Raw genomic sequence first — 25,395 nt, 5'->3', positions numbered from 1 at the left:
TCACACCGACTCGTCGCGCAGCCGCCGGCTCAGCCCACTGGCCCGTACCGCCCTGCGCGCCACTGCGGCGCGCAACTGCTCGGCCGAGCCGATCACCCGCACCTTGGTCCTGGCCCGGGTGATCGCGGTATACAACAACTCCCGGGTCAGCAGGCGGGAGTCCGCTGGCGGCAGCAGCACGGTGATCTCGGCGGCCTGGCTGCCCTGACTCTTGTGGATGGTCATCGCGTGCATGGTTTCGATATCGGCGAGCCGGCTTGTCGCGAGCTCGAGCGCACCCTCGGCGCCAGCCATCACCGCTCGCAGGGCCCCGTCCCGCAGCACGGCAACCCCGATATCGCCGTTGTAGATGCCCACCCCGTAGTCGTTGGCGGTGGCCAGAACTGGTCGGCCGACGTACCAGGACTCCCACAGCGGCATATCGGTTGCCTCGGTCAGCCAGCGTTCGACCTGACGGTTCCAGTAGGTGGCGCCATAGGGACCGTGGCGATGCGCACACAGCAGCCGGTGCTCCTCCAGCGTGGCCAGCGCCGCGTGGGCGTCGCCGAGTATCGCGGCCTCACGCAGCCGCAATGCATGGGGCACAACGATTCTCCGCAGGTGCTCGACCGGACGGTCGGTGTCGATCCATTCGATGTGCTCGCCGCCGGATGCCAGCACTTCGAGGGCGCGATCGGCTTCGCCGAGTCGGATCGCCGAGGCCAGTCTTCCGATCGACGCCCCGAACCGGTGTGACGTGACGAGCGTGGCAATCGGGGTGTCCCCCAACGAGCCTAGGCCCTCGACCAGATCGGCCAACACCGCCCCGGCTTCGACCGACGCCAGCTGGTCCGGGTCGCCGACCAGTAGTAGGCGCGCCTGGGGGCGCACCGCTTCGACCAGTCGGGCCATCATCGTCAGCGACACCATCGATGTTTCGTCGACGACGATCACGTCATGCGGCAGCCGGTTGCCGCGGTGATGGCGGAACCGCGACGACGTGTCCGGGCGACTGCCGAGTAGCCGGTGGATAGTGGTCGCCCGGAGCCCCTGCAGACGGTCGCGGTCAACGGATTCGAGGCCGTCGATCTCGAGCTGGACTGCCTCCTGCAAGCGGGCGGCCGCCTTCCCGGTCGGTGCGGCCAGCGCGACTCGCAGGCGCGGCTTCCCGCTGAGTTCCGCCTGTTCGGCGAGCAGCGCCAGCAGCCTGGCCACCGTGGTGGTCTTGCCGGTGCCCGGGCCGCCGGTGAGTACCGTCAACCCCTGCGACAGTGCGATCTCCGCGGCTCGGCGCTGCTCTTCGTATCCCGTTGGGAAGAGCCGGTCGACGGCCGGATCCGGCCCGCGTGGTCGAACCGCGACCAGGCCGAGTACGTCCTGAGCGACCTGCCGCTCCTCGAGCCAGTACCGGTCCAGGTACAGCAGATCCCTGTCGAGATGGAGGACCGGGGGCGAGTCCAGCAACGGGCTGGCCGCCACGGCACCCAGCCACTCGTGTGGGTCGGGCCACGGCAGATCGGGCCTCGCGATCTGATCCTGCAGGGCGGGTAGCGCCACGCACACCGAACCGCCGCGCACCGCGCGCACCACCAACGCGACCGCGAGCGCCACCCGGTCGTCCGGTTCGCCGGCCATCGCCGTAAGCCGTTGCGCCACAAGTACATCAGCAGCCTCGATAACGTCTGCGTCGTTGAAGGTGCGCAGCAGCCCGCTAGCCTGCTGGGCATGTCGCCAGTTCGCGACGTCCACCACATCCACCGTCATGCCGCGACCCGCTGACCGTCGAGCAGATCCGACAGCGCGACCACCAGGGCTGCCGGCGGCTGCCAGCTGAACACCCCCGCGGGATGGCCGTCCACGATCGGGGTGTCCGGCCCGCACATCCCCCGCACAAACAGGTACAGCACTCCGCCGAGGTGGCGCTCCGGGTCGTAATCGGGTTGGCGCCAGCGCAGAAAACGATGCAGAACAACGCTATACAGCAACGCTTGTAGCGGATAGTCCGAATGCAGCATCGCCTCGACCAGCCGCGCATGCTGATAGTCCGCGGCCGTCAGTGGCTTGTCCGGTTCACCGAGCCAGTTCGTCTTGTAATCGACCACCAGGTAGCGCTGGCCGGCCGAGTCAGAAATCCGCAGCACCGCGTCGACCGAGCCGCTGAGATAGCCGCGTAACGGCTGGGAGCCGAGCGCGCCACTGCTCAATCGGTCGGTGTACGCGGCCATCGGATCATCGTCCGGCAGATGCCACCGCAACAGTTGGCCCACATCGGCGAGCCGGATGTCGCGACCGGCCGGCCGCAGATCACCACCGGCCAGCGGGAACTCGAAATCCATCTCCCGCAATCGATCCGGTAATCCGATCTGGCGCAGTGTGAACCCATCGGCGAGTGGGCCCAACGGGGTGTCGTGCAGCGGCACCAGTGCCGCAGCCAACTCCGCAGCGGGAACGCCGACGGGCCACCACACGCAGTGCCGCTCGATCTGGGTCTGGAGTTCGGCGGCGAGATCGGCCGCAAACGGATCCGCGGTCTCCAGCACCGCATGCACCAGGGTGCCGAACTTCGCGCCGCTCGGCAGATCCGCCATCGGTGACGGAACATCTGGACCTGCAACCGGTTCCAGCAACGGAATGTCGCCGACCTCGTCGTCCAGTTCGCTCACCTCGGGTTCGCTGCTCACCCCGCCGCTCTCGGCCGACCGGATCAGGCCCGAGTACGACGTGCGCCGCCACGTGGTGTCGATGCTGCGGTGGAAGTGCCGCTCATCGATGTCAGCGGGCGGGCGTGCGCGCGGCACGGACGCGGCCGAGGCGACCACAGAGCCTTCGATCACCGGCCCTCCGGCAACCTCCCATTCCCGCAACCGGACCAGTGCGTCGTCATCGCTGATCTTGGCCGGCTCACAACGATCCGGCACCGCCGACTCCCCGGGCCGGCGGCCGCGCAACAACCGCGAGAGCCCGCCGTTGGGCTCGTCCCACGACGGCGCCCACCAGGCCACCACCTGAGCCTGCGCCCGGGTCATGGCGACGTAGGTCAGCCGGCTGTCGTCACTGGCGGACTCCTTACGCCCCAGCCGCTCGACGGCGTTGTAGTCCGGGCTGTCCTGGCCGCCGATGTGCAGGCAGCGCATGCCCTCGTCGTGGAACAGGATCAGATCGCGCTCCTGGACATTGCGATTGAACGCAAACGGTAGGTACACGATCGGGTACTGCAGGCCCTTGCTGGCCCACACCGTCATGATCTGCACGGCCGCGGCGTCGCTGTCCAGGCGGCGGTTCCGCTCGGTCGCGCCGCTGCGCTCCTCACGCTGGTGGCGCAACCAGTCCCTCAGGGCAGGCAGGGTGTAGTGCTCGCGATGGGCAGCGTCCTGCAGCATCTGCGTCATGTGCGCCAGGTCGGTCATGTGCCGCTCACCCCCGACCCAGGACAACACGCGATCGGCCATTCCCTGCAGTTGGGCAGCCTCGAAGATCGCCGCGACGCCGCGCTCCCGGGCATGAGCGGCCCATTCGCGCAGGGTTTGAGCCAGCCGGTCGGTCAGCTCATCACCACCGGCGGCAAGGGTTTCGGCGGTCTCGCCGAAGAACATCGTCGCCGCCGCGGCTCGCACGAGCCCGGGCCGGTGCGGCTGGTCGAACGCCTCGAGGAGGCAGAGCCAATCGTCGGCAGCCTCGGAATCGAACACGTCCGAGTCGCCGGTGTAGACCGCGGGAATGCCCGCGGCGGTGAGCGCACGGAAACAGGTCCGGGCGTCCTTGTGCTTCTCAACAATGACCGCGATATCGCGGGCGTGCACCTTCTCACCGTCGAAGGTGGTGCCGCCACTGAGCAGGGCACCGATATCAGCAGCCAGATCCCTGCCGATGTGCGATCGCAGTTCATCGATCGGTACATTCTGGATTCCCCTGCGGCCGAACGTCTCCCGGCGTACCACCCGCAGCCGGAGCGGATCGGTGCGCGAGGCGCCGGCGAGTCGACTACCGCGGTGATGTGCCTCGACACGGTGCACGACGATGCGATGGTCACCCAGCTCGGCACCGCCCAGAACCACCTGGAGACGATCGACGAGTGCGGCGTCGCTGCGCCAGTTCGTGACGAGAGTCTTCTTGTCACCCGCGGTCTCGGCTGCTTGCAGGTACGTGACGATGTCACCGCCGCGGAACGCGTAGATCGCCTGCTTCGGATCACCGATGAGAATCAACGTGGAGCATCCGCTGAACGCCCGGTCGATGACCTTCCACTGCACGGGATCGGTGTCCTGGAACTCATCGACCATCACGATGGGCCAGCGCTGATGCATCCGGGCCCGGGCCGGCGAATCGGGGCTGTCCAGCGCGTCGGCGAGCCGGCTGAGCAGATCGTCGTAACCCAGGACGCCGAGCCGTCGCTTGCGTATCTCCAGTTCGCCCAGAACAGATTTCGCGAAGTGCAGACTGACGGCGGCGCGGGAGTCAGGGCCGGGGTCAACCGGTCGCAGTTGCGTCGACGGGTTCTTCACCACCTCGCGCGCCAGCCGCAGCGCGTCGGCGTAGCTCAGCAAGGGGTCCGCACGCTCTCGGCCGAAATGGGCGAGGTAGAGGTCGTCGACGATCTCGCCGACAAGGTCATCGAGGCTCTCGACCAGGGTGGCCCCGGCGTCGGTGTCACCCGCCACCCCGAGCGATCTCAGCACCAGCTGACAGAACTGATGGGTGGTGGCGATCGTGGCGGCGTCGAAACCGGCGAGTGCATCGCGTAATCGGGTCCGGCGCAGTGTGCGCTGTTCGTCCGTACCCGCGGTCAGGTGCGCCACCACCTGGTTGTCGCCGACCAGCGGGGGATCGTCGAATGCCCGGACAGTGTGCAGTATTTGGCCTCGCACCCGTTCGCGAAGCTCCTGACTCGCCGCCCGGCTGAAGGTGATGAGCAGCATCTGGTCGAGCGTCGCCGCACCCTCTGCGACATACCGGGTCACCAACCCGGCCAGGGCAAAGGTCTTGCCTGTGCCCGCGCTGGCCTCCAGCACCGTGGTGGTTCGGGGCGACGGGAGCGGACCGAGTAAATCGAAAGGTATCATCAGCCGTTGCTTCCCTCGGCACGCAGCATCGGCAGCCAGAGCCGAGCAGAGTATGCCCCGAGCCGGTTGTTCTCGCCGTCGTACTCCTCACCGGGGCGCACCGGTTCCATCAGCGCCGACAACGGGGCGTTGCGCCCCCATACCCGCAGGCTCGCCGGCTGCTGGTCCTCGCCGGGATAACGCCCGGACCGCCATCGGTGACCGGCCGCCCGATCGGGGTCATCGCCGTAGTGCCTGGCCGCGGCCCAGGCATAGGAAGTCTTGGGGGGCAGGGGAATCGGCTCCCTGCGACCGGCATCGTAGATCGCGACAAGGTCTTGCAGCAACTTGACCGCGGCCAGATCTGGCCGGCCGAGACTCTCCCGCCGGGGTGTGGTTCCCCGCCTCGGTGTGCCGATGCACACTGCCGACCAGTCCCGTCGTGGCGCATGAGCGAATAACGCCAACAACGGAATCCACGATTCCAGCAGGTGCCTGCCGTCCAGCTTCGAGTACGTCACCGAGACCAGCCGGTCACCGAAGGCCGGTGTGACAGTGCCGGTCAGCCGCCGACCGGAACCCACGTCGATGTCCACATCGATTGCGTGTGATGCGCCTGTGCGGCACCGCAGCGCCTCCGCCGCCAGCAAGGCCACCTGGTCTCGCACCTTGGTGGCTTTGCGCCAGCCGAGATTGCCCGGCGGCAGTGTGCCGCGACGCCATTCCGCCTGCCGCGCTTCGTCTGGAGTCATGCCGCGCAGGGTGTCACCGAGCATCCGGTCACCGACGGACCACTCCTCGAGAGCGTCGATGTCGACGGGCATGGCGTCGCTCACCCCGTCGACATCCCACGGCAGGGTGAAGTCGAGGGCGCGGAAGAAGCCCTTGACCGGGTCCTTGAAGAAGCCGACCAGATCAGCCAGCACGACGTCATCCGGTGGCGGCGCGGGCAGCGGGCCCGAGATGAACCGGGGCTGCTCGCCCCGATGGCCGGTCACGGCGCGTGCGGCACTGCGCACCGTCGGATCGAAACTGAACGCGGTGCCAGGCACCAGCGCACCGCGTTCGACATTGCGGATATCGAAGGGCTGCAACGGATGCTGGACGACGATGCGCTCGCGCACCTTCTCGGTAGTGGTGACGTCGAGGGTGTCGAGCAGCTCGGCAAGCGGCACCGCAGGCGGGCGCGGCTGACCGGAGTACTCGTTGGCGCCGGTATAGGTGATGACGAGTTTCTCGGTCGCTGCGCCGATCGCGTCGAGCAGCAATTGCCGGTCCTCCGAACGGATATCACGCTCCCCGGTCATCGGGTTGCGTGCCAGCGCGTCATCGCCGTCGACCACGCCGAGGCGCGGGTAACTGCCGTCGTCGAGACCCACCAGGCACACCACCCGGTGCGGCACCGAGCGCATCGGCACCATCGTGCACACCGTCAACGTGCCGGTGCGGAAGTTGGCTCGGGTCGGTCGGCCGGCCAGATGACGCGAGAGCAGCGTCCGGATGTCCGGCAGGCGCATCACGCGCGACCCCGCGCTCGACAGCACGTCGTTGAACTCCCGCTGCAGCTGACTGATCTGCCACGCGTCGTCCTCGTCGACACAGGTGAGCACCTCGATCGCGGAGGCGAGCGCCGACAGCCAGTCGCCCAGCGGCCGGACGCCGGACAGCGCGTCGAGGGCGTGCTGCAGGCGGTCGACGTATTCAGCGAGCCGACCGGCAAGTTCGACGCGGTTGCTGCCGACGTCGTCGAGCGGCAGGGTGGAGTCGATCCAAGCGTGCGAATCGTCGGACATCGCTACGCCGGCCAGCACCCGGTCGAGCCCGAAACGCCAAGTGTTGTGCACGAAGTCGACGCCGAACGGCTTACGGTGCTCCTCGTCGAATCCCCACCGGATGTTGGCCTGGCGCACCCAGCGGGTGATGCCCTCCAGATCGTCGTCGGTGAAGCCGAACCGGGCCCGGACCGCAGCGGTCTGGGCCAGGTTGAGCACCTCGCTGGCGGTGACGCGACTGCCGGCGAGAGCGAGCAGTTGGGCGGCCACCCCGAGCAGCGGGTTGGTCTGGATCAGCGACCGGTCGGCCAGGCGCACCCGCAACCGATGGGCGGGATGCGCGCCCGGCACCACGTCACCGAGACCGAAGTCGGCGACGATCAGCGGCGCGTAGGCCTCGATGTCCGGGCACATCACCAGGATGTCGCGCGGTTCCAGGGTCGGGTCGTCGGCGAGCAGGCCGAGCAGTACCTCGCGCAGAACGTCGACCTGTCGAGCCGGACCATGACAGCTGTGCACCTGCACCGACCTGTCGTCATCGCGCACTGCCCTGCCCGCCGGGCGGAGAGCGTTGGCAGAGATGTCGGACTGCAGCCAGCCGAGCAGGGTGTTGGAATTCTGGGTGGGGTCGGCGCCCAGGAACTCGTCGCTTGTGACCCTCTCCGGCATGCCGCGCTGCAGCTCGCGCAGATCACGGCCGAGTGTGGCCAACAGCGGATGGCGCACATGTCGATGGCTGGTGTCCTCGCGGCGCGGAATCGACCCACGCAATCCACACAGCACGGTCCACAGCTCGGCACTGGGGTGCGGCACCCACAGGTGCAGCTCATGGTGCTCGGCCAGCGCGTCGAGCAACTCCATGTCGGTGCTCGACAACCTGGTATGACCGAACAATGATAGGCGCGCGGGCAGCTCAGCGCCTGATTCACGCAGTTGCGCAACGGTATTGGCGTGCCGCACGTGCGGTGGGTCGATTCCCACCTGGTTGACGAGCGCTCGCCAGAGGTGCGGTTGCCAGTGCAGGTCGGCGTCCAGGTCACCGGCCTCGCCGCCCAGCCAGTCGATCAGCAGCCGCGGGCGCTGCCGGGCGTAGGAGGCGAACAGCCCCGCCAGCCGACGCGCCCCCGCGTAGCGCCGACCCTGCCGCAGCTCCCGTTCCTCCCCGATCTCGAAGTAGCCGAGGTGGGTGGCCAGGGTGTGACACCACGGCTCGCCGAGGCTCGCGTCGATGACCTCGAGAAGGGGCCACGACATCGCGTCGGGCGACCACGGGTCCTCGTCACCTGCACCGGTCAGTTCCGTGACGAGCGACGCCGGTGACCGGAAGGACACGCCCGCGCATACGCCGTCGGCGCCATCACCGCGGCCGAGCAGATGCGACAACCGTTGAGACAGCCAGCGTTCGACCCCGCGGGCGGGCACCACGACGAGTTCTTCGGCGAACGGGTCGGATTGAGGCATGGCCAACAGCCCGCCGAGTCCGTCGGCAAGTGTGTCGGTGCGCTCGGCCCGGTGTACGTGCAGGGACATCGCCACCACCGTAGACCGCCCCACCGACGGCCGAAACGCGGTGCGCGCAGATTATGCCGGCGGCGCTGCGGGCAGGGTCAGGGTGAAGGTCGCACCCTCGCCGGGTTTCGATGTCACTGCGATGTCGTCGCCGTCGGGGAGATCGAACCCGGTGACGAAGTAAGCACCGGTCGGCGAGGTAGCGCAATTCCGTGGGGTCCAGGGGATCCGCACCAGCACCGAGACCGAGGTGATAGAGCGGCAGATCGCTGAATCGGCTAGCGCACAGTGAAGAGGGTGGCCGTGAGTCGGCTACCGTCGACGCCGTTCTGCTCGAGCGATCCCGATGCTGGTCCACCGGGGTTGTCCCGGTGATCGGGGCGCGATCGCTGCGAGCAGCGCGACGACTATCTGGGCGCGCTGAGCATCGAGATCGACGCACCGCGCTATGACCGCCTGGATCAGGTCAGCCGTGTCGAGCCAGGCGAGCCCTGCGGCAAGCTGGCGGATAACGCCGCGCCTCGCGGGGGCGAGGACGCGACGATCCGCTTCCACCCGGTGCTGGCGGGCTCGACGGTTTCTCCCGTCTGAAGCCCGCCAGCTTCCCCGCGCAGCGGCGGTTTATGCCTAGCCGGCGGCACCGCCGCCGGCACCGCCGTCCCCGCCGGTCCCGCCGCCGCCGCCGGTCCCGCCGGTCCCGCCGCTGGGCGCGGCGCCGGGCGTGCCGGCAGTGCCGGCAGTGCCGGCACTGCCGGGGTCGCCGGTGCCGCCGCCGCCGCCGCTGGCGGCATCACCGCCGTCCCCGCCGGTCCCGCCGGTCCCGCCGTCGCCTCCGGTCCCGCCGGTGAGGCCGTTGCCGCCGGTCCCGCCGGTCCCGCCGCCGCCGCCGTCGCCGCCGTTGCCGCCGTCGGCGTAGCCGATCCCGCCGTCCCCGCCGGTCCCGCCGACCCCGCCGCCGCCGCCGTCGCCGCCGTCGCCCTGGTTGCCCGCCGTGCCTGGGCCGCTTCCGGCCTGCCCGCCGTTGCCGCCGGTGCCGCCCGCGGTGCCGGTGCCGCCGGGGCCGCCGGTCCCGCCGCTGGTTTCGCCGGAAGAGCCGTCGGCGCCGTTGCCGCCGGCCCCGCCGGTCCCGCCGGTCCCGCCGTCGCCGCCGTTGCCGTTGGTGGCGCCGACGCCGGCCGCCCCGCCGGTCCCGCCGTCCCCGCCGGCCCCGCCGGCTACGCCGGCAGAGCCGTCGGCGCCGTTGCCGCCGGCCCCGCCGACACCGCCGTCGCCGTTGGCACCTGCGGTGCCTGCGGTACCTGCCCCGGTTCCGGCCGCGCCGCCGAACCCACCCGCGCCACCCGCCCCGCCGGTGCCGCCAGCGGCCCCGGCTGTCGCGCCATCGAGGCCCGCCGCGCCGGCGCTGCCGTCACCGCCGTTACCGCCGTCGCCGTTGATGCCACCAGCGGCAGCCGCGCCGCCGGCGCCGCCGTTACCGCCAGCGGTACCCGGCACAGCGCTGGCATCGGCCCCGGCGTTGTAGCCGTCACCGCCGATACCGCCGTTACCGGACACGCCGCTGGCGCCGGTGGCGCCGGTGTGACCCGCGGTGGCTCCGGTGCCACCGGCGGCACCCCCGGCCCCGCCGGTACCGCCCGCTCCGCCACCGCTACCGCCGTCACCGCCGTCACCGCCGTTGGGAGTGGCGGCATCACCGTCGATGCCGTTACCGCCTTCACCGCCTGTCCCGCTGCGACCGCCGGCCCCGCCGTCACCGCCGTCACCGTTGCCGCCCGCGCTACCCGAACCCAGGGCCACCCCACCAGCACCGCCGTTACCACCAGCCCCGCCGATACCGCCGGCCCCGCCGTTACCGCCGGCTTGGCCCTTCGCACCGCTGGCCGCACCGGAGAGTCCGGTGGCACCATCGCCGCCGGCGCCGCCGACCCCACCGAGGCCGCCGACCCCGCCGGCGCCGCCGTTACCCGAGATCGAGCCACCACGTCCGCCCGCACCGCCGTTACCGCCGAGACCGCCGCCGCTTCCGTTCGTCCCCGACGTTCCCGCGCTCACGCCATTAGCGCCGGGCAGGCCGGCCGCACCGCTACCACCAGCACCGCCGGCACCACCATTACCGGTAGACCCGCCGTCACCGCCGGCGCCGCCGTTACCGCCAGCGGTACCCGCCACAGCGCTGGCATCGGCCCCGGCGTTGTAGCCGTCACCGCCGTTACCGCCGTTACCGGACACGCCGCTGGCGCCGGTGGCACCAGTGAGACCCGCGGTGGCTCCGGCCCCACCGGCCACACCCCCGGCCCCGCCGATACCGGCGGCACCACTGGTGCCGCCGTTACCGCCGGTCCCGCCATCAGGAGTGGCGGCATCACCATCACCGCCTCGTCCACCGGTGCCGCCCGTCCCGCTGCTACCGCCGGCCCCACCGTTACCGCCGTCACCGTTGCCGCCCGCGCTACCCGAACCCAGGGCCACCCCACCAGCACCGCCGTTACCACCAGCCCCGCCGATACCGCCGGTGCCGCCGTTACCGCCGGCTTGGCCCTGCGCACCGGCGGCCGCACCGGAGAGTCCGGTCACACCGACACCGCCGACCCCGCCGACCCCGCCGAGGCCGCCGACCCCACCGGTGCCGCCGTTACCCGAGATCGAGCCACCACGCCCGCCCGCACCACCGTTACCGCCGAGACCGCCGCCGCTTCCGTTCGTCCCCGACGCTCCGGCCATGCCGGCCGCACCGCTACCACCAGCACCGCCGGCACCACCATTACCGGTAGACCCGCCGTCACCGCCGGCGCCGCCGTTACCGCCAGCGGTACCCGGTGCCGCGCTGGGGTCGGCCCCGGCGTTGTAGCCGTCACCGCCGGCCCCGCCGTTACCGGACACGCCGCTGACGCCGGTGGCACCGGTGTGACCCGCGGTCGCTCCGGTCCCACCGGCGGCACCCCCGGCCCCGCCGATACCGGCGGCACCACTGGTGCCGCCGTTGCCGCCGTCACCGCCGTTGGGAGTGGCGGCATCACCGCCGATGCCGTTACCGCCTTCACCGCCTGTCCCGCTGCTACCGCCGGCCCCGCCGTTACCGCCGTTACCGTTGCCGCCCGCGCTACCCGAACCCAGGGCCACCCCACCAGCACCGCCGTTACCACCAGCCCGCCGATACCGCCGGTGCCGCCGTTACCACCGACTTGGCCCTGCGCACCGGGGGTCGCACCGCCCAGTCCGGTCACACCATCGCCGCCGACCCCGCCGACCCCACCGAGACCGCCGACCCCACCGGTGCCGCCGTTACCCGAGATCGAGCCACCACGTCCGCCGGCACCACCGTTACCGCCGAGACCGCCGCCGCTTCCGTTCGTCCCCAACGCTCCGGCCAGGCCGGCCGCACCGCTACCACCAGCACCGCCGGCACCACCATTACCGGTAGACCCGCCGTCACCGCCGGCGCCACCGTCACCGCCAGCGGCACCCGGCACAGCGCTGGCATCGGCCCCGGCGTTGTAGCCGTCACCGCCGATACCGCCGTTACCGGACACGCCGCTGACGCCGGTGGCACCGGTGTGACCCGCGGTCGCTCCGGTCCCACCGGCGGCACCCCCGGCCCCGCCGATACCGCCCGCTCCGCCACCGGCCCCGCCGTTACCGCCGGTACCGCCATCAGGAGTGGCGGCATCACCGTCACCGCCTCGTCCGCCGGTGCCGCCCGTCCCGCTGCGACCGCCGGCCCCGCCGTTACCGCCGTTACCGTTGCCGCCCGCGCTACCCGAACCCAGGGCCACCCCACCAGCACCGCCGTTACCACCAGCCCCGCCGATACCGCCGGTGCCGCCGTTACCGCCGGCTTGGCCCTGCGCACCGGCGGCCGCACCGTCGAGTCCGGTCACACCATCGCCGCCGACACCGCCGACCCCACCGAGGCCGCCGACCCCACCGGTGCCGCCGTTACCCGAGATCGAGCCACCACGCCCGCCGGCACCACCGTTACCGCCGAGACCGCCGCCGCTTCCGTTCGTCCCCGACGCTCCGGCCAGGCCGGCCGCACCGCTACCACCAGCACCGCCGGCACCACCATTACCGGTAGACCCGCCGTCACCGCCGGCGCCGCCGTCACCGCCAGCGGCACCCGGTGCCGCGCTGGCATCGGCCCCGGCGTTGTAGCCGTCACCGCCGATACCGCCGTTACCGGACACGCCGCTGACGCCGGTGGCACCGGTGTGTCCACCTCCACCCCCCCGCCGATACCGGCGGCACCACTGGTGCCGCCGTTACCGCCGGTCCCGCCATCAGGAGTGGCGGCATCACCATCACCGCCTCGTCCACCGGTACCGCCGCTGCGACCGCCCCCCGCCGTCACCGCCGTCACCGTCGCGTCCGCGCCAGAACAACCACCCGTTCCCGGCCTGCCCGCCGGCCCCACCGGTGCCGCCCGTCCCGCCGACCCCGCCGGTGCCGCCCGTCCCGCCGACCCCGCCGGGGATGGTCGCATCGGCACCGTTGGTTCCAGCGACTCCCTGAGCGCCGACCCCACCCGTGCCCCCGACACCACCGTCACCGGAGCGGCCGAAGATCCAGCTGCCCAGCCCGCCATCACCACCGGCCCCGCCGGCACCGCCCATGCCGCCGATGCCGACAGCGTTAGCCCCGGTACCGCCCGCGCCGCCGCTACCGCCGTCACCCCAGATCGACAACAAGCCGGTGCTGCCACCATGACCGCCCCCCGCCCGCAGCCGACACGTCAGTGGGTTTCCGCCCTGACCGCCCGCGCCGCCGCTGCCGATCAGGTATCCGCCCCTGCCGCCATCACCACCCGCGCCGCCGCTACCACCGTCACCACCGGCCCCGCCACGGCCCCACAGGGTGAACAACCTCGTATCGCCGCCGTCACCACCGGCACCGCCGGACCCGCCGTCACCGCCGGCACCGGCATTGCCCAACCAGAACCCACTCGCCCCGCCGTCCCCACCAGCCCCACCAGACCCGCCAGCCCCGCCACGACCGCCGTTACCGTAGAGCGACAGCATCCCGGCGTCACCGCCCCTGCCGCCAGCCCCACCAGCCCCGCCGGACCCGCCGGTCCCGCCGTTGCCGTAGAGCAGGCCACCCGAGCCGCCGGCACCGCCGGCTTGACCACTCGAGCCCGCCCCACCGGCCCCACCGTTACCCATCAGGCCCGCACTGCCGCCGTTACCACCGTTGTAGCCGTTACCGCCGTTGCCCAACAGGCCACCGCCGCGACCGCCGTTGCACACCGCGCCCCCGGTGCAGGTCGACGGGGTGTAGCTATAGCCGTTGCCGAGTAACAGGCCAGCATTGGGATGAGCCGCGGTGCCATTGGACACGAAGATCGCGATAAAGCTGCCCGGAGTCCAACTCGACGGCAACGCCGGATTCGACAGTGCCGCCGCGATCAAACTGTTCGGCACCGGTAACACCGACACCGACACCGACGCAGACGCAGACACCGACGCCGACTTCGCGGAGGCAGGACCGTTCACCAGAACACCCGACCCGGCCCCGGTCCCGGTCGCGGTCGCGGTCGACGAGGGCGCCAAACCCTCGGAGGAGACAGCCGAGCGCACCACCACCGACGACGCGCTACCGCTCCCCGCGGGCGCACCACCACGGGCCGCACCCGCACCCGACGACCGCTGACCCGACATCGCACCCCGCGACGCCACAGAAGACGACGCCGAAGAAGACGCCGCAGAAGGCGCCGTCGACGGCCGACTGGAAACCACACCCGTCTTCACAGTCTTGGCCGGGGCGTCAGCTCTGCTACTGGCCGCCGACGAGCCAGAACCCTCGCCGGTATCGGCATGAGCCACCCCCGAACCACCCACCAAAGCGGCACCCACACCCAGGGTCATCGCACCCGCACCCAACCAGCCATAGGCAGTGATCCGCCGGCCCGCGCCACGCGGCTTCTCACGCCGATGAGCCGGACCACTGTCATCGAGGCCCATGTCATTGACCACCGCAGCCCACACCGACGCCGACAACGAATTCAACTCCACACCACTGCCCTCGGTCATTGCCCCAGCCTCTCGCCGCAAAAACTGCCCCGGTACAGCAAAAGTCACCACGACAATGCCGTCAAGAAACTAACACAAGCGTCAGGAATCGCTGGGCTCATTCGCAGCCCACGAGTTACTCCCGCCTCAACAAGCGCGGATTGGCGATCACCGGCCAGCAACGCGGCACTGATCGCGCCGTGCTAGCCCGCCGGATCGCCCACGAAGATCGATAGTGCCGGCATTGCGGGAAACAGAGCAGCCCGCCTGACAGCAACCACCCGCACATTGACTCACGAGCCGCTCGGTGGCGGTGATTAAGACGGTCCGGCCCGGCCACTCGACAGCGTCGCCGACCGCTCCCACAAGGCGTTCACCGACCGGCCGCGCAGCGGCCCCAGTGCTGGACCCCTGCCCCGTGGCCAGGCGGGCCAGCAACGCCCCCCACGACTGCCCGCGCCGCATGCAGTCGGCCACCTGCCGACACCGCAACCGCAGCACCGATCCGCTCCACACCTGCCGCCGCACCCGACACACCAGAGCCGATCAGCTCACCGACAAGCAGAACACCCGGCTGGCCACCCTGTTCACCAGCGACACCCATATCGAGGCCGAGACCACCTCGACGATTGAAGAGCCAGTTAAGGGCAGACCATCGCGCGATTGTTCGGCGGTAACTCCGAGGCCTGGGCCGCTTTCGACCCGACCACGGTGATCACCCGGCACGGCCACTTCAGCGCCACGTCGCGGCTGTTTGCGGTGTCTGCCGAAGCCGGGCCGCCCGCTGACGGCCGTCCCGATCTCTCCAACCCCGAAGGCCAAGACCGGGCCGGCCAAACATTGGGGACCGTGGGCTCTGCGCACGGCATCGAGTGCTCCGTGCTAGCGCTGCCCGGCAGCCACGACTGGCAGTTCGCCGCCCAGGCGTTCAGCGCGGCGCTGCCGTGGCCGGCCGGCCGGCTGAGCACCCCGGCTGTGCCGGCCATCCCGGTGCCGGGCGCGCCGCCGGCCCTGCACGCTCCGTCCATCGCGGTGTCATCACTTACCGATCCGCCGGCAGCCAAGCCGGCGGCCGGGTAAGCCTGCCGGAGACCCAGGGAGAGGAGACGCTACCCGCCGGCAATAAGCCGCCCGACCATGCACCCAGTCAGCACTCACGCAGATGGATGTCGAGTAGCCTCCTGCGTGGTTTCTCACTCAACGCACCAGCACTCAGCCGACCAGGCGCGCGATCGACCGCAGCGGGATGTGTAACCAGCTGGGCCGGTGCCGCGCCTCGTAGGCAGCCTCGTACACCGCTTTATCCAACTCGTAAGCGGCCAGTACGGCCGCGCTATCGCGCGGATCGGTAGCGGATTCCGCGGCATACCCGTCGCAGAACGACGCGCAGTTGCGGTCCACCCACTCCTTGGCGCGCGCGGCCAATTGGCGGTCATCGGACTGATCGATCAGCTGTTGATAGGCCGCGTATTCGAACGAGCGCAGCATTCCGGCGATATCGCGCAATGTCGAATCTGGCTTGCGCCGTTCGTCCAACGGTTTATCAGGCTCCCCCTCGAAGTCGATCAGCAGCCAGCCCTCGGGGGTGCGCAGCGCCTGGCCGAGGTGTAGATCGCCGTGCACCCGCTGCACGGTGATCGGCTCGCCGGCCAGCTTGGCGTAGCGATCCTCGATAGCAGGCAGATACTGCGCGAGATCGGGCACCGCCGCGCCCGCAGTCGCCAGCCGCTCGCGCATCATGTCGACCCGCAGGGGCGTCGTCGAGGTGCCCAGTTCCTGGGCCAGGGTGGCGTGCACCGACGCCACCGCCTCGCCCAATCGGTATGCCTCCCCGGCGAAGTCACCTCCGACCTCATAGGCGTAGAGGTCGCCCTCGGCGTACAGGTCGCGGGTACTCGCGGTGGCCATCTTCCAGCCCTCCGCGGAGTTCGCGGCGTACGCGGTCACCATGCCCAGCGGACAGGGCTGGCCGTTGAAAACAGTCTCGAATGACCCGAGAAGCTCTGCCACATGCGGGTTCTCGGCTCGTCCAAGCACTCGGTTGAGTTCGATATCGGGGTTGATCCCCACGGACACCCGGCGGAACAGCTTGAAGATCGCCTGATCGTCGAACACCACGCTGGTGTTGCTCTGCTCGGCGCCCGAGACGCGCGGCGCGGCGTCCCGCGGCAGCGTGACACCGGGTTCCTTGGTGAACGCGATCTCCCCGATCCTGGCTCCTTCGTCGATCAGTGACAGCAGGAACTGCGCCGCGGACGGATCGTAGAGACCGTCATAACCGGTGTGATCGTTGTCGGAACCGATGGTAGCGATGGTGTCGTATTCCGACACAGGTGCCGAATCCCATTGCACCACAACTTGATAACGCTCTGCGGAGTTGTCGGTGTAGGCGACGTCGACCAGCATCAGGTCCAGCTCGGGCCGAAGCGGCACCACCTCGCCGACCTGTGCCGACGACAACGTCCGGGTGCGGCCGGCATACCACCGCTGGGTTGGCAGCCACTGCGTCCAGGGCAAGTTCACCGGTGCACTCATTGGTTGCCCTCCGATGGACTCAACCTGAACCAGTAGAAACCGTGTCCCGGCAGTGTCAACAGATAAGGCAACTGGCCGATCCGCGGGAACGGCACATGCCCCGTCAGCTCCTCCGGTGTGAACGAGTTCCAATGCTGCAGATTCAACTCGATCGGCTGCGGGAAACGGGACAGATTGTTCACACACAGCACCGTGTCGCCGTCCTCGATCTCCCGCACATACGTCAGCACCGACGGGTTGGAGCCACTCAGCTCGCGGAACGTCCCAGTAGCGAACGCGTCGTAGCGGCGGCGCACCGCCAGCATGGTGCGCGTCCAGTTCAAGAGCGACGTCGAACTGTCGCGCTGCGCTTCGACGTTCACCGACTGATAGCCATAGATCGGATCCTGGTTCGGCGGCAAGTACAGCCGGCCCGGGTTCGCGGTGGAAAATCCGGCGTTGCGGTCCGGGGTCCACTGCATCGGGGTGCGCACACCGTCACGATCACCCAGCCAGATGATGTCGCCCATTCCGATCTCGTCGCCGTAGTAGAGCACCGGCGAGCCGGGCAGTGACAACAGCAGCGCGGTGAACAGCTGCATCTGGTTGCGGTCGTTCTCCAGCAGCGGTGCCAGCCGACGACGGATACCGACGTTGGCTTTCATCCGCGGGTCCTTGGCGTACTCGGCGTACATGTAGTCACGCTCTTCGTCGCTGACCATCTCCAGCGTCAACTCGTCGTGGTTGCGCAGGAATATCCCCCACTGCGCCATCTCTGGAATCTCCGGGGTCTGGGCCAAGATTTCCGAGATCGGAAAACGGGATTCGCGCCGCACCGCCATGAAGATCCGTGGCATCAGCGGGAAGTGAAACGCCATGTGACACTCGTCGCCGCCGGTGTCGGCGTCACCGAAATAGTCGACGACGTCGGCCGGCCATTGGTTGGCCTCTGCCAGCAGGATGCGGCCGGGGAACTCGTCGTCGACGACCTTGCGGCAGTGCTTGAGGAACGCGTGCGTTTCCGGCAGGTTCTCGCAATTGGTGCCCTCGCGCTCGAACAGATACGGCACCGCGTCCAGCCGGAAACCGTCGATGCCGATGTCCAGCCAGAACCGCAGGACGTCGATCATCGCTTCCTGGACCGCCGGGTTGTCGTAGTTCAGGTCTGGCTGGTGGGAGAAGAACCGGTGCCAGTAGAACTGCTTGCGCACCGGGTCGAACGTCCAGTTCGACTCCTCGGTATCGACGAAGATAATGCGCGCGTCGGTGTAGCGCTGACTGGTGTCGCTCCACACGTAGAAGTCCCCGTACGGACCGTCGGGGTCGCGGCGCGACTCCTGGAACCATGGGTGTGAATCGGAGGTGTGATTCATCACCAGGTCGGTGATGATCCGGATGCCGCGCCGGTGGGCGGCGTCGAGCAGGGAGACGAAGTCTTCGACGGTGCCGAATTCGGGCAGCACCTTGTAGAAGTCGCGGATGTCGTAGCCGCCGTCGCGCAGCGGTGAATCGTAGAACGGCGGCAGCCAGAGGCAGTCGACACCCAGCCACTGCAGGTAGTCGAGCCGTTCGATCAGGCCACGCAGGTCCCCGACTCCGTCGGAATTGGAGTCGTAGAAGGCTCGCACCAGCACCTCGTAGAACACCGCGCTCTTGAACCAGGTTCGATCAGCAGGCAGTGCACGGGCCTGCCCGAAGTCCTCCGCCGTGGGATGCTCGACGACGCCGCCTTCTACGTGGCTGCCCTCCGCCGGATCGTTGGTCAACTCCATCTAGGTTCCACTACCCCACACAGGCCGAGCCGAATCGTCTTCGGACTCCGTTGTAGTTGCCGATTGGTCCATCAGCAACCTCGCAGATGAAAATGCTTGGGGCAGTTCAGATTTACCCAGAGTCGCGAACGCGGACGACGACTTTGCCTTTGGCGGTGCGATTCTCCAGCGAGGCGACGGCTGCGCCCGCCTCCTCCAGCGGATAGACCTCAGGCTGAGGTGCGGCCAGCGTTCCGGACGTGAGCAGCTCGGCCACACCGCACCACTGCGCGGTGAGCGCACCTGGGTGGCTCATCGTCCAGGCTCCCCAGCCGACGCCAACAACGTCGATATTGTTCAGCAGCAGCCGGTTGACCTTGACCGTCGGAATCTCACCGCCGGTGAACCCGACCACCAGCAGCCGTCCCCCCGGGGCCAGCGAGCGCAGCGAGTCGGTGAACCGGTCACCGCCGACCGGGTCCATCACGATGTCGACGCCTTTGCCCCCGGTCAGCTCGGCGACCGCATCCTTGAATCCGTCGGCCAGCACGACGTCGGTGGCGCCGGCCGCCCTGGCAATGTCGATCTTGTCCTCGGTGCTGACCACAGCGATCACCCGGCTGGCGCCCAATGCGGGGGCCAGGCGCACTGTCGATGTGCCGATTCCGCCGGCCGCGCCGTGCACCAGAACTGTCTCGCCGGCAGCCAGCCGGGCACGCACTTGCAACGCGAAGTACACGGTCAGGTCGTTGAACAGCAGCCCGGCGCCCGCTTCAAAGCTGACGTTGTCGGGAAGCGGGAACACCCGCTCCGGTGTGAGCTCGACGGTCTCGGCCATTGCGCCGGTGATCATCGTCAGGCCCGCCACTCGGTCGCCGGCCTTCACCGGGGCGTCAGCGGGAGCCGACCGCACCACACCGGCAATCTCAGCGCCGAGGGTGAATGGCAGCTCCGGCTTGTACTGGTAGAGCCCGCGGGTCAGCAGTGCGTCGGGGAAGGCCACGCCCGCGGCGTGCACATCGACCAGGATCGCACCCTCACCGGACGGTTCGTCGATCTCGACCAGCTGCACCGATTCCGGACCGGCCAGCTCGGTCACCCTTATCGCCCGCATCGCACCTCTATCGCTCGTTCGGAAAAACGATGGCGAGCAGCTCGACCTGTAGCTCGCCCCGCGGCGTTGAGTAGGTGACGGTCTCACCGGGCCGCCGCCCGAACAACGCTAGGCCCAGCGGACTGTCCGAGGTCACGGTGGTGTCCTCTTCGCCGGCCGGCGTCTCCTCCAGGAAATGGACGATCCGCATCCGCAGTGGCTCGTCGCCGGGGAAGCGCACCGTGACCTCGGTGCCATTGGGCAGCTGACCCGGGGCGTCGGCATTCCCACCGGCCAGCAGCCAAGTCAGCCGGTTGATCCCTTCGTCGACACCGGCCAGATCCTCGGAACGCTGCAGCGCGTCGGCGGCATCCCCGCTGTCCCCCACGGTGTCGGCGTCACCCTGCAGCTCAGCGCGCAGCTCGTCGCGGCGACGGCGCAGATCGGCCAGTTCGCCTTCGATACGGTCGCGTTCCTCGCCGGTGAAATCCGTGTCCTGACCCATGCTCGCCAACGTACCTGCGGGGTTGCGCCGGAGATGCTGTCTAGCCGTTTCGCGATGACCAGCCGCAATGATCTGATCGCTGACGCCGAACGGCTGCTGCGTCGCGCGCAGGTCCAGGCCGACTGCCGCCGCAGCGAGCGGAGTGGGCGCGGTATGTTCCACCGGTGGTTACCCGCGATCATGGCGACCCCGGCGATGCGCCCTCGGTTCCGCCGCCGCTGACCAATATCGCCGACGCGACCCGGCCCTCGGCTGCCGAGGAGGCCCGCAGCATCGCCGCATCGACGAACACCGCGACGCTGGCGTCGCTGACCGCCACCGGGGATCCGTGGGCCTCGTTCGTCACCTACGGGCTGCTCGACGGCGCGCCGGTGCTCTGCGTCTCCAACATGGCCGAGCACGGCCGAAACCTCGCCGGCGATCCCCGCGCCAGCCTGGCCATCGTCGCGCCCACCACCGAGTCCGACCCGCTGGCCAGTGGCCGGATCACCCTGGCCGGCGTCGCCGAACGCCCGACTGGCGACGAACTGCGTGCGGCACGCGATGCCCATCTGGCCGCCGTCGCGGCCGCGAAATACTACGTCGACTACTCCGACTTCACCCTGTGGGTCCTGCGGGTGCATCGGGTTCGCTGGGTCGGCGGCTACGGCCGGATGGATTCGGCGACGGCGGCCGACTACGCCGCGGCCGCAGCCGACCCGGTTCGCCCGAATGCCGGCGGGGCGATCGCCCACCTCAACGCCGACCACGCCGACAACCTGGTGGAGATGGCGCGGGCGCTGGGCGGTTATCCCGACACGACGGTCGCGGTGTGCACGGGCATCGACCGCTACGGGCTCGATCTGCGCGTCGACACGCCTCGCGGCACCGGCTACACCCGGGTCGGATTCGGCGCGCCGTTGTCCTCGGCTGACGAGTTACGTTCGGCTGCAGTCGATCTGGTCACGCGCGCCCGGCCCGCCCGACTAACCGCCGAGTTCTGAGACGGCCATGTCGAGGGCGGCCGCGTGCTCGGCCAGTTCACGATCCGACAGCTGCTCGCCGCCGGCCTGCTCCAGCAGCTCGTCCCGGGTGATGACCTGCAGCGCGCCGCGATAGGCGTCGCTGTCCAGCGCGGCCCGGCCGATGGCATCCGAACGCCACCATACCTCGCTGCAGATGGCGGCGGCGCTTCTCGGGGGCATCGCTCGAAAGCGTTGGGATAGCAGGCAAATCGCGGCGGCCTGGGAGACCGGCTCACACAGGCAATCGCCTGTTGATCGCCAGGGCTGAGAACGTCGCGATCGTCGCCACCAACACGGCCACGCGCAGCCAGCCGCCGCTGGCCGGCATACTCACCGTCTGGTAGCCCACTTGCTGGAGGACCGACGCATAGCTGCGGTCGAGCTCGTCGATAGTGGTCGCGGTGTAGCTCTGTCCGCCGGACAATTCGGCGATCCGCTTCATCTGCGTGTCATCTGACGGTACGGGAATCGATTCCTTGTCGAGCGTCACGACGCCGGCTTTCGTACCGAAAGTGATGGTGGATATGGGCACACCCTGGTCCTTGGCAGCCCTGGCCGCAGTGAAGTCGCCGCGCGGATTGTCGGGGTTGGCCGGCTTGTTCTCCCCGCCGTCGGAGAGCAGCACAATGCGGGCCGGCGGAGGTGTCGCATCGCCGCTCGTCAGGACGGTCATGACGGTCCGAATGGACTCCAACGCGGTGAAGAGGGCTTCGCCGGTGGCCGTGGAGTTGTCGGTTTGCAGCTTGTCGAGTGCGGCGATGGTGGCGCTGTGGTCGGGAGTCGGCGATACCAGCAGGTTCACGTTGCCGGAGAAGGAAATCAGCCCGAGGTTCACTCCCGGTGTCAATTGTTGGGCGAACCGCTTGCCCGCGTCCTGCGCTGCCCGCAGCCGGGTCGGAGGCACGTCTTTGGCCTGCATCGACCGCGACACATCGATGACGAGCATGACGACGGCCCGGTTACGCGGAATGCGCGCCTGATGGGTCGGTCCGGCCAGGGCGACGGTGAGGAGCACCAGAGCAACCAGTGCGAGGGCGACAGGCACATGCCGCCACGCGTGCGGCCGCTGCGGCGAGAGGCGATCCAGGGCCGAGGGCGTACTGAAGCGTCGCAGCCGCCGTGCTCGGTGCAGCTGCGCGCCGACATAGAGGGCGAGCAGTAGGACAGGAACGAGCGCCAACAGAAGCATGGCTGGGTGCGCGAGCGCCGAAACACTCAGCGCGCCGATGCCGGGAATGGTCATTCACGATGTCCAGTGGATGGTCCGGCATAGATCGGCACAGTCATGTCGGAACCGCTCCCGTCGTTCGTCGCGGATACTTGTCCGCAGCGGTGATTAACGTGTCCTTTGTACCGGTGTTGGTTGAGAGAGGGATCAGATGCGCAGTTGTGTGGCCCTGATCGGCGGCGAATCCTTGGGAATGGAATGGGATCAACTGTGAGTTCGCTGCCATTGACTGGATTCACCGCCCCCTGGCTGTTCCTGTACCTCCTCATCGTCGCCGTCGCCGTCGTCGTCTACATCTTCATTCAGCGCAGCCGCACCAGGCGGGTGCTGCGATTCGCCAACATGCCACTGCTCGAGCAGGTCGCCGAGGGGCGCAAGCCGCGCAGGTGGCGGCATCTTCCGGCTGCGTTGCTGGTCGCAGCATTGGCGTTGCTGACCACCGCGATGGCCGGCCCCACCCATGACATTCGGATCCCGCGGAATCGAGCGGTGGTCATGCTGGTCATCGATGTCTCGGAGTCGATGACCGCGACCGACGTCGAACCGAGCAGGATCATCGCCGCCCGGGAGGCCGGGAAGCAATTCACCGACTTGCTCACCCCGGGTATCAATCTCGGGTTGGTGAAATTCTCCTCCGGGGCAACGCTGCTGGTTGCGCCCACGACCGACCGCGAGCAGGTCAAGCAGGCGATCGACCGGCTCGTTCCTGAACCGCGGACCGCGACCGGGGAGGGCATCTTCACCGCCCTGCAGGCGATCGCCACGACCGGGGCGGTCATGGGTGGCGGCGACGGCCCGCCGCCCGCCCGCATCGTGCTCGAGTCGGACGGCAAGGAGACCGTGCCACCCGACCTCGATGCACCGCGAGGCGCGTTCACCGCGGCGCGGGCCGCCAAAGAGCAGGGCGTGCCGATTTCCACGATCTCCTTCGGTACCAAGGAGGGGGTCGTCGAGATCGACGGTCAATCGATACCGGTCCCGACCGATGACGAGTCGCTGGCCGAGATCGCCGAACTGAGTGGCGGTCAGGCCTTCCAGGCCGGCAGCCTCGATGAACTCAGGCGGGTTTACGCGACGCTCGACCAGCAGATCGGATACCAGGTGGTGCGTGGCGATGCCAGCGCAGGCTGGATCGCCCTCGGTGCGTTGACTCTCGCATTGTCCGTGGGTGCCGGAATCTTGCTCAACCGCCGACTGCCGTCGTGATGCCCGTCCACTGATTTCCCCACACATTCCCAGGATTCGGCCAGGCTCTCTCGCCGGCCGGCCGGATTCCGTGGACGGCGCTGATCATCCCCGGACGGATGGCCGACCCGGATCGCTTGTCGCCTGCGCCATCGCGCTTCATTTCTTCGCTTCGGTGCGTCGCTGTACTGTCACGGTACGTCGATGTACCGATCGGCACAACGGTCAGCTCGCATAGGCGCAGTACTGTTGGCCGTTCGGGCACCACACTGACAGCCAAGAGGAGCAAGCACTGATGTCTGGCACCGACGAGCGGCAGACCCTTGCGGAGGCCAGCGAGGAGAGGGGCTGGCATCGCCGGGAGAGCGATCGCGTCGATATCTACCGCCGCGACCGCTACCGCGTCCGGGTGATCTGGCAGGGACCCCAAACCATCAGCGGTGCATCGTTATTCGACAACGAGATGTACGAGACCTACACCCGGGATCTGGCCAAAGTCCGCACCTGGCTCAAGAAGTAAGCCCGCGGCTCAACCGCTGCGCGGCCCATGCCTGCACCGCCTGTCTGATCTGTGACTCCCGTCGGCGCACGATGTCGGCGACTTCACCGTTTGTACACCCCGCCTTCCCCGGTGCTTGCCGATCGTGCTGCCGTGCCTGGCGCTAGAGTCAAAGATCGTGTCGGACAGCGGTTTTTCCCGGTACGTCGCGATCGGCGACAGCCAGACCGAGGGCCTGTGGGACGGCGATGACACCGTCGGTGTGATCGGATTCGCCGACCGGCTCGCGGCTCTACTGGACGCCCGCTATCCCGGGTTGACGTACGCCAACCTCGCCATTCGGGGTAAACGCGTGATAGACGTTCTCAATCACCAACTGCCGCGGGCACTGGCGATGGAACCTGATCTGGTCACCGTCTGCGTCGGGATGAACGATGTGACCCGACCCGGCCGCACGTTCGCCAAGGCGATGGGTGACCTCGAGAAGGTCTACCAACGGCTCGCCGATTCCGGGGCGACCGTGGTCACAACGTCGTTTCCCGACGTCGCCAAGATGCTCCCGGTGGGCCGGCTGATCGGCTCGCGCATCCAGCAGGTCAACGACGTCATCATCCGTGCGGCGCAGCGGCACGGCTTCGGTCTGGTCGACCTTTACAACGCCGAAGCCATGAACGAGCCGTCGATCTGGAGCCACGATCGTATGCACGCCTCGACCCGGGGCCACATCCTGTTTGCCGAGGCCGCTGCCGAAGCGCTCAAACTTCCAGGCAGCAACCATGATTGGGCGCAGCCGAGCGGCGAAGACATTCAGGACAGCTTTGCCGAACGGATGTACGCGCAAGCCCAGTGGACCCGCAGTCTGCTCATCCCCTGGATCTGGCGCCATGCCCGCGGACGCTCGTCCGGTGACGGCCGAGGGCCGAAATATGCTGAACTGCAGCTGGTTTCAGAGCAGGTGCGCGTAGACCACCAGACCGCCTAGGCAACTGGATATGATCCACGTCACATGCCTGCAAGGACCCGGAGTTCATCACTGCTATCGATTGGCCTGACAGCCCCGACGCCTCCGACCTGCATGGGATAGTGGCAACACCAACGACCGGCGACCTGCAGTGCAACGATGGGGGGAAACCGTGATGGGTGGGCGCAGACCTGATGAGTGACCGTGACGGCGGGCGGCCCGGGTGGTTGCAATCCCGGGCCCGGCATTGGCAATATTCGCCACCGCTGAAGACTGCATTCGCGGTGACGATTGCCGTGTTCACCCTCGTCGTGGTTGCCGTGCTCATGCAGTTCCGCGGCGATTTTGTGG

At 68.9% G+C, this 25,395-nt stretch carries 17 protein-coding genes; 5 read left to right on the top strand and 12 right to left on the bottom strand.

Annotated elements, in window-relative coordinates:
* The 6 genes from recD to G6N13_RS26355 form a co-directional block, all read right to left on the bottom strand.
* The gene (gene recD, locus G6N13_RS08450; RefSeq protein WP_163696157.1) at positions 1 to 1,743 is read right to left on the bottom strand and encodes an exodeoxyribonuclease V subunit alpha; all 1,743 of its coding nucleotides are present in this window, start codon (positions 1,741 to 1,743) and stop codon (positions 1 to 3) included.
* Complete coding sequence (gene recB / locus G6N13_RS08445; protein ID WP_163696155.1) at positions 1,740 to 5,039, bottom strand: exodeoxyribonuclease V subunit beta; 3,300 nt, start codon at positions 5,037 to 5,039, stop codon at positions 1,740 to 1,742. Before recB ends, recD begins: the two co-directional genes overlap by 4 nt.
* Complete coding sequence (gene recC, locus G6N13_RS08440) at positions 5,039 to 8,320, bottom strand: exodeoxyribonuclease V subunit gamma (RefSeq protein WP_163696153.1); 3,282 nt, start codon at positions 8,318 to 8,320, stop codon at positions 5,039 to 5,041. Before recC ends, recB begins: the two co-directional genes overlap by 1 nt.
* Before the next feature lie 51 nt (positions 8,321 to 8,371).
* A complete protein-coding gene (locus tag G6N13_RS08435) occupies positions 8,372 to 8,539 on the bottom strand; it encodes a hypothetical protein (protein WP_163694280.1) in 168 nt (55 codons plus the stop codon).
* Between the two features lie 387 nt (positions 8,540 to 8,926).
* Positions 8,927 to 11,179, bottom strand: coding sequence for a hypothetical protein (locus tag G6N13_RS26140; protein WP_163696151.1), 2,253 nt, complete (start codon positions 11,177 to 11,179; stop codon positions 8,927 to 8,929).
* A gap of 1,418 nt (positions 11,180 to 12,597) precedes the next feature.
* On the bottom strand, positions 12,598 to 14,325 hold the full coding sequence (locus G6N13_RS26355; RefSeq protein WP_163694279.1) for a PE family protein: 1,728 nt from the start codon (positions 14,323 to 14,325) through the stop codon (positions 12,598 to 12,600).
* A 642-nt stretch (positions 14,326 to 14,967) separates the two neighbouring features.
* Between G6N13_RS26355 and G6N13_RS08420 the strand changes: the two genes are divergently transcribed.
* Positions 14,968 to 15,384: a hypothetical protein gene (locus G6N13_RS08420; RefSeq protein WP_163696149.1), complete on the top strand. Its 417-nt coding sequence runs from the start codon at positions 14,968 to 14,970 to the stop codon at positions 15,382 to 15,384.
* Positions 15,385 to 15,516: 132 nt separating this feature from the next.
* Here the strand turns inward: G6N13_RS08420 and G6N13_RS08415 are convergent, their stop codons facing one another.
* The 4 genes from G6N13_RS08415 to G6N13_RS08400 form a co-directional block, all read right to left on the bottom strand.
* Positions 15,517 to 16,839 carry a maltokinase N-terminal cap-like domain-containing protein gene (locus G6N13_RS08415; RefSeq protein WP_163696147.1) on the bottom strand — a complete coding sequence of 441 codons (1,323 nt, stop codon included), beginning with the start codon at positions 16,837 to 16,839 and terminating at the stop codon, positions 15,517 to 15,519.
* Entirely contained in the window at positions 16,836 to 18,590 is a 1,755-nt protein-coding gene (gene treS / locus G6N13_RS08410) for a maltose alpha-D-glucosyltransferase (protein ID WP_163696146.1), read from the bottom strand. The genes G6N13_RS08415 and treS overlap by 4 nt, the downstream gene beginning before the upstream one ends.
* A gap of 112 nt (positions 18,591 to 18,702) precedes the next feature.
* Positions 18,703 to 19,683 (bottom strand): NADPH:quinone oxidoreductase family protein, encoded by a 981-nt coding sequence (locus G6N13_RS08405; RefSeq protein WP_163696144.1) that lies wholly within the window; start codon positions 19,681 to 19,683, stop codon positions 18,703 to 18,705.
* Positions 19,684 to 19,690: 7 nt separating this feature from the next.
* Positions 19,691 to 20,167: a GreA/GreB family elongation factor gene (locus G6N13_RS08400; protein ID WP_163696142.1), complete on the bottom strand. Its 477-nt coding sequence runs from the start codon at positions 20,165 to 20,167 to the stop codon at positions 19,691 to 19,693.
* 164 nt (positions 20,168 to 20,331) lie between these two features.
* Here G6N13_RS08400 and G6N13_RS08395 point away from each other — a divergent pair, with 164 nt between their 5' ends.
* Positions 20,332 to 21,150, top strand: a complete 819-nt coding sequence (locus G6N13_RS08395; RefSeq protein WP_163696140.1) for a HugZ family pyridoxamine 5'-phosphate oxidase — start codon at positions 20,332 to 20,334, stop codon at positions 21,148 to 21,150.
* Here G6N13_RS08395 and G6N13_RS08390 read toward each other — a convergent pair.
* On the bottom strand, positions 21,133 to 21,351 hold the full coding sequence (locus G6N13_RS08390; protein WP_163696138.1) for a hypothetical protein: 219 nt from the start codon (positions 21,349 to 21,351) through the stop codon (positions 21,133 to 21,135). The two genes, G6N13_RS08395 and G6N13_RS08390, sit on opposite strands and share 18 nt — an antisense overlap.
* A gap of 52 nt (positions 21,352 to 21,403) precedes the next feature.
* On the bottom strand, positions 21,404 to 22,414 hold the full coding sequence (locus tag G6N13_RS08385; RefSeq protein WP_163696137.1) for a VWA domain-containing protein: 1,011 nt from the start codon (positions 22,412 to 22,414) through the stop codon (positions 21,404 to 21,406).
* A 195-nt stretch (positions 22,415 to 22,609) separates the two neighbouring features.
* Between G6N13_RS08385 and G6N13_RS08380 the strand changes: the two genes are divergently transcribed.
* From G6N13_RS08380 to G6N13_RS08370, 3 genes are all read left to right on the top strand, one after another.
* Positions 22,610 to 23,605 carry a VWA domain-containing protein gene (locus G6N13_RS08380; RefSeq protein WP_235677973.1) on the top strand — a complete coding sequence of 332 codons (996 nt, stop codon included), beginning with the start codon at positions 22,610 to 22,612 and terminating at the stop codon, positions 23,603 to 23,605.
* 274 nt (positions 23,606 to 23,879) lie between these two features.
* Positions 23,880 to 24,104, top strand: a complete 225-nt coding sequence (locus tag G6N13_RS08375) for a hypothetical protein (protein WP_163696133.1) — start codon at positions 23,880 to 23,882, stop codon at positions 24,102 to 24,104.
* A gap of 157 nt (positions 24,105 to 24,261) precedes the next feature.
* Positions 24,262 to 25,065: an SGNH/GDSL hydrolase family protein gene (locus tag G6N13_RS08370; RefSeq protein ID WP_235677972.1), complete on the top strand. Its 804-nt coding sequence runs from the start codon at positions 24,262 to 24,264 to the stop codon at positions 25,063 to 25,065.
* Positions 25,066 to 25,395: the final 330 nt, after the last annotated feature.

This window comes from Mycolicibacterium sarraceniae (assembly GCF_010731875.1).
GTDB lineage: Bacteria > Actinomycetota > Actinomycetes > Mycobacteriales > Mycobacteriaceae > Mycobacterium > Mycobacterium sarraceniae.
This window is presented reverse-complemented; position numbering and strand designations above follow the sequence as displayed.